Origin of the sequence: Acinetobacter gandensis (genome assembly GCF_001678755.1) — a bacterium.
GTDB lineage: Bacteria > Pseudomonadota > Gammaproteobacteria > Pseudomonadales > Moraxellaceae > Acinetobacter > Acinetobacter gandensis.
This window is the reverse complement of the sequence record NZ_LZDS01000012.1, coordinates 287,757-293,766: the sequence shown is the minus strand read 5'-3', so window position 1 is coordinate 293,766 and position 6,010 is coordinate 287,757. Positions and strand designations below refer to the sequence as shown.

Here is a 6,010-nt window from a genome sequence, read left to right as displayed (position 1 = left end):
GAACCTCTGGTGTACCGGTTGTGACGCCAGTCGCATCGCCGGGTAGCTATGTTCGGAAGGGATAACCGCTGAAAGCATCTAAGCGGGAAGCCTACCTCAAGATAAGATTTCCCTAGGAATTTATTCCTCTAAAGAGCCGTTGAAGACTACGACGTTGATAGGTTGGATGTGGAAGTGCGGTGACGCATGAAGCTGACCAATACTAATTGCTCGTGAGGCTTGACTATACAACACCCAAACAGTTGTTGTATTTAAGCTCAATTGATTCGATATTAAGCAAAATAACTTGATTTAGTGAACGCTTAAGAACATTATATGCAACTCAAATAATCTGTTAATGAATTCTATTTGGTACGAAGTAAGGCATACACTGTAAAGCAGTTAAATAAGACCCGAACAAGTCCATAACAGTTGTGCTGGCGACAATAGCAAGAGTGAACCACCTGATCCCTTCCCGAACTCAGAAGTGAAACCTCTTAGCGCTGATGGTAGTGTGGGGTTACCCATGTGAGAGTAAGTCATCGCCAGCTCATTATTCGAAATCCCCCTAACTCTTATGAGATAGGGGGATTTTTTTATGCCTTAAAAATAGATAAGGGGAGTAGGCATTATACAAATACATCCTCTATTCAATTCTAGAGAGGGCTATACTGTTTCCATCTAAAATGGAAAGCTTATGTCTACTTCAGCCGATGAGCAAAGCTATATTGAGTATGGTTCACGTTCATTTCTTGCGATTTTATTCTCCCTATTCTTAGCAGGTTTTGCCATTTTTTCATCTTTGTACTGTGTACAACCGATGATGCCGATTTTTGCTGAGTTTTTTAAAGTAAGTCCGACCCATAGTAGTTTTCCACTTTCTTTTTCGACCATTGCACTCGCTACAGGGCTGCTATTTACAGGATTCATTTCAGATCGTTATGGAAGAAAATCTGTAATGGTTTGTGCTTTATTTCTAGCAGCACTACTTTCAATTTTAAGTTCGCTGCTTCCCATTTGGGAGGTGTTTTTAGCTAATCGTATACTGATTGGTTTAAGTGTAAGTGGTGTTGCCGCCGTTGCCATGACCTATATTGGTGAAGAAATTGCGCAAAAAGATATTGGTTTTGCGATGGGCTTATATATCTCAGGAACTGCTATTGGTGGGATGGGTGGACGGCTAATTGCTGGTGTATTGATTGACTATATTTCTTGGCAGTCGGCAATGATGATCATCGGTATATTAAACCTATGTATTGCTATCGCATTTTTACGATTGCTGCCAGCTTCTAAGCACTTCATTTCCTATCCAATACGCTTAGATCGGTTCTATCATTCTTTTATAAAAAATATTCAAGATAAAAAACTCAGAATCCTATTCATGCAAGGATTCATTTTGATGGGCTGTTTTGTTTCGGTCTTTAACTATATGAGCTATCGTCTCATAGATGCTCCGTTTCAATTGTCACAAACATGGATTGGCTTGATTTCAATTGCTTATTTGGCTGGTATTTATAGTTCACCACGTGCTGCACAGTGGGGAAGACGTTTTGGGCGTGAATATGTACTTATTGCAATGCTCTTTTTAATGCTAATTGGAATCAGCATTATGCTCATATCGTCATTAATATCTGTTTTAATTGGATTGTTGATATTTACATTCGCATTTTTTGCAGCGCATTCGACCTCTAGTAGTTGGGTTGCCGTGCAATCTTTGCAATATCGAGCGGTAGGTTCATCTTTGTATCTATTTAGCTATTACATGGGATCAAGTGTACTCGGTAGTGGCAGTGGAATGGTTTGGGAAAAAACAGGTTGGATTGGATTAAGCATATTTATTGGCTGTATTTTAATCGTTGGTCTTTGTTTAGCACTTAGACTTAAATCAATTAAATAATCTAATTTTGAAATGAATGATGTTTATTGGTCCGAATTCCAAGGCATATAAAAGATTTGAATTACTTAGTTGGATTTGTATAAATTATAATCAAGCAAGATGAATGGAATTCATGGTAAAATGATCGGCTTTCATCTTTGATCTAATTTAGATCTCCTATCATCTGCCAGCCGAGAATTGCTAGCCATGTCTACTGCTTATACTATGCAGACTGCGCCTAAAGCGTTGTTTGATTACGACAAATATTGGGCGTCATGTTTTGACCCTGCGCCATTTTTGCCGATGTCACGCGAAGAAATGGATCAACTCGGTTGGGACAGTTGTGACTTTATTTTAGTCTGTGGTGATGCGTACATCGATCATCCATCTTTCTGTTCAGGCATTATTGGTCGTACTTTAGAAGCGCAAGGCTTCCGTGTCGGTATTATCGCCCAGCCTGATTGGACTGATGTTGAAGCCTTCCGTGTATTGGGGAAACCCAATATTGCTTGGGGTGTGACCGCAGGTAACATGGATTCGATGATCAACCGTTATACGGCTGACCGTAAAATTCGTTCAGATGATGCTTATTCTCCAGACAATCAGCCAAATAAACGTCCAGACCGTGCGGCAACTGTGTACTGCCAACGTGTGCGTGAAGCCTATCCAGATGTTCCTGTATTACTTGGCGGTATTGAAGCATCACTACGTCGTATCGCGCATTATGACTATTGGTCAGATAAAGTACGTCGTTCAGTATTGATGGATTCTAAAGCAGATCTATTAATGTACGGTAATGGTGAGCGTTCAATCACTGAAATCATGCATCGTTTGGCACGTGGCGAAAAAATTCACGAAATTACTGATGTTCGTGGTACAGCGTTTATTGTCAATAAACATAATCGTGCCTCAAAAGCGAAGTTCGTAGAAATTGCATCGAATGATGTGGATACGGTTGGTCGCGTTGATCCAATCATCAATCCATATGTAATGACTGAAGACTTAGAAGGCTGTGAAATTGAGCAAGGTAAAGACCTAAGTCAATATCAAGGTTTCCAAAAAGAGCATGTGGCGAATCCAATTGTACGTGAAGGTGACAATTTAGATAATGACACGCAAATTGTACAATTACAGCCTGCATCAAAAGCCATTAAACACAAATTACCACCACGTGAATTGGCTGTAATTCGTTTACCTGCATTTGAAGAAGTATCGCAAGATCCTGTTTTATATGCTCATGCCAACCGTATTTTGCATTTAGAAACTAATCCGGGAAATGCCCGTGCCATGGTGCAAAAGCATGGAGAACGTGATGTTTGGTTGAATGCACCGCCGATTCCGTTAACCACGGAAGAGATGGATTATGTGTTTGATTTGCCATATGCACGTCTGCCACATCCAGCTTATGGCCAAGCACGTTTCCCTGCCTTTGACATGATTAAATTCTCTGTGAACATCATGCGTGGTTGTTTCGGTGGTTGTACCTTCTGTTCGATTACGGAACACGAAGGTCGTATCATTCAAAACCGTTCAGAAGAATCAATTTTACGTGAAGTAGAAAAGATTCGTGATACTGCACCTGGCTTTACCGGTATTATTTCTGACTTAGGTGGCCCTACAGCGAACATGTACCGCTTGGCATGTAAAGATCCTGAGATTGAAAAGAACTGTCGTAAGCCATCGTGTGTATTCCCAGGTGTATGTCAAAACCTACATACCGATCATGCTCCGTTGACGCAGTTGTATCGTAAAGCACGTGCATTACCAGGTATTAAAAAGATTTTGATTGGTTCAGGTTTACGTTATGACCTTGCTGTACTTAACCCTGAATATGTGAAAGAGTTGGTAACGCATCACGTGGGTGGCTACCTCAAGATTGCACCTGAACATACCGAAAAAGGCCCGCTCAATAAAATGATGAAGCCAGGTATTGGTACCTATGATCGTTTCAAACAAATGTTTGATCGTTTCAGTAAGGAAGCAGGTAAGGAGCAGTACTTAATTCCTTACTTCATCGCAGCGCATCCGGGAACGACGGATTACGACATGATGAACCTTGCAATTTGGCTGAAGAAGAATGGTTTCCGTGCCGATCAAGTACAGACGTTCTATCCATCACCAATGGCAACTGCAACAACGATGTATTACACAGGTAAAAATCCACTGGCGAAAGTGGCACGTTACACCGAACAAGTGGATATTGTGAAAGGTGAGAAGCGTCGTCGTTTGCATAAAGCCTTCTTACGTTACCATGATCCAAATAACTGGCCTATGCTTCGTGAAGCTTTGAAAGAAATGGGTCGCCAAGATTTGATCGGTAACTCAAAACAGCATTTGATTCCGACTTATCAACCTGCGGGTAGTGCTGAAGGGCAGTATCAGTCTGCGCGTAAAAAGAATTCGACACTTGCAGGTGATTCTGCAAAACGTACAGGCGAACAAGGCAACCGCGGCAAAGCTGCGCAATCACGTCCTTCAAATACCAAGAAGCGTCCTGAGCGTGGTCAAATCTTAACTCAGCATACGGGTTTGCCACCGCGTGAAACTGGCGATGCTAAAAAACCATTTGGTGGCCCGAAACCCAAAGGGAAATCAAAACCGAAATCGCGTGCTTAAAAAGGCATAGAAATAGATAAAAAGAGACACTTCGGTGTCTTTTTTTATGGCGAATATGGGTATGAAAGTTAATTGTGGCGGATTTTGTCAGTGAAAGTTCTGTATAAAACGATTTGTTGGCAAATAAATTAGATGGGTGAATGGCGAGATCGTCCTGAATTTTCAGCTGAAATAATATTGTGTTACAAGGAAAAATGTATATTTAATTTTAGTATCTTACTGAATTGCTAGCATAAAATTACAGCTTATCGGAATTGTCGGACAGTGATACTAAATGCACTTGCTGAGATTTTATTGAATGATCTAAAGTAACAATAAACAGGCGGGATACTGTTTTGACTCTGAACTGAAGTGGCATGAGATGTTAGCTATTAAAGCATTTGCAACTTTTTGTCAGATTAAACACACATTGTGTGAAAGTTAGAGTTATTTTTTTTAATAGGACATTAAAAAAATAATAGAGGTTATATACTGCTTCCCGATAAGAAGTATGTTTAATACCAAAAATATAAGAAATATAAAGGATTATGAGATGACTATATACATAGTAATTGGGAGTATCTTACTCTTCTGCATGCTCATAATGGCTTGGAAAAGCCTTGAGAATGATAGTAGACAGCAAGATAGCGCACTCAAGCAACGTGCAATTTTCAATATTAATGAGCAACTGACGTATACGCGTTTAAAAGAAATATTGCCGAAACATACGATATTGGCACATGTCTCATTTGATGCGTTGTTAACCACAAAGTATTACCGTACACGTAATAAATATCGCAATATGGTGGCGGATTTTGTTGTATTAGATGAACAACACCAGATTCAAGCTATTGTGGCTTTGGATGATCCAATGGTATTAAAACGCCTGCAACAATCCCAATATCAAGATGCGTTGTTGTCTTTGGCTGGTTACCGCGTGATTCGTTATGATGATGTTCCTGAGTATGTACAGCTACGTGAAGATTTCCTTCATGATCAAGCTGTAACTCGACCATTGGTTGTGGTAAATGATTTAAAAAAGTACCACTTGTATTCGGATCTTGAGCGTAAAAAAATCAAAATTATGGGTTCAAATTGATTTTTTATTCGAATATCTCTGTATGTTGAACGCATACAGCCCAAATAAAAAAAGCATGTCTTCGAGCATGCTTTTTTTATTTTAGATTTTATTTTATTCAGGTTTTATTGCGACAACGGTTAGTTCAACGAGTACACGTGGATCATATAATTTAGCTTCAACACATGTGCGTGGAAGTGCTTGAATGTCAGCCACCCAAGCGTCCCAAACTTCATTGAAAGCAGCATAGTCTTGTGTAATATCTTTGAGGTAAATCGTCACAGACATGATATGGCTTTTATCTGTTCCTGCATCGGCAAGAAATTGATCAATGATGTCTAAGGTTTGCTTCGTCTGACCGCGGATATCGAGCGCTAAGTCAGATGCTAATTGACCAGCCAAATGTACCAATTGTCCTGAAATTGCAATTTCAGAAAAGCGTTGTGAGACATGGAGGCGTTGTATGGTCATCTAAGAGATCC

4 protein-coding genes and 2 rRNA genes are annotated in these 6,010 nt (G+C 40.0%); 5 read left to right on the top strand and 1 reads right to left on the bottom strand.

Annotated elements, in window-relative coordinates; genetic code table 11:
- The 5 genes from A9J31_RS06460 to A9J31_RS06440 form a co-directional block, all read left to right on the top strand.
- Positions 1-227, top strand: a 23S ribosomal RNA gene (locus tag A9J31_RS06460); the annotation flags it as partial.
- A 188-nt stretch (positions 228-415) separates the two neighbouring features.
- A 5S ribosomal RNA gene (gene rrf / locus A9J31_RS06455) occupies positions 416-530 on the top strand.
- Between the two features lie 146 nt (positions 531-676).
- Entirely contained in the window at positions 677-1,876 is a 1,200-nt protein-coding gene (locus A9J31_RS06450) for an MFS transporter (RefSeq protein WP_067763230.1), read from the top strand.
- Positions 1,877-2,062: 186 nt separating this feature from the next.
- The gene (locus A9J31_RS06445) at positions 2,063-4,471 is read left to right on the top strand and encodes a YgiQ family radical SAM protein (RefSeq protein WP_067763228.1); all 2,409 of its coding nucleotides are present in this window, start codon (positions 2,063-2,065) and stop codon (positions 4,469-4,471) included.
- Positions 4,472-5,003: 532 nt separating this feature from the next.
- Positions 5,004-5,549 (top strand): DUF2726 domain-containing protein, encoded by a 546-nt coding sequence (locus tag A9J31_RS06440; RefSeq protein WP_067763226.1) that lies wholly within the window; start codon positions 5,004-5,006, stop codon positions 5,547-5,549.
- A gap of 93 nt (positions 5,550-5,642) precedes the next feature.
- Here A9J31_RS06440 and A9J31_RS06435 read toward each other — a convergent pair whose 3' ends face one another.
- Positions 5,643-5,999 carry a RidA family protein gene (locus tag A9J31_RS06435; protein ID WP_067763224.1) on the bottom strand — a complete coding sequence of 119 codons (357 nt, stop codon included), beginning with the start codon at positions 5,997-5,999 and terminating at the stop codon, positions 5,643-5,645.
- Positions 6,000-6,010: the final 11 nt, after the last annotated feature.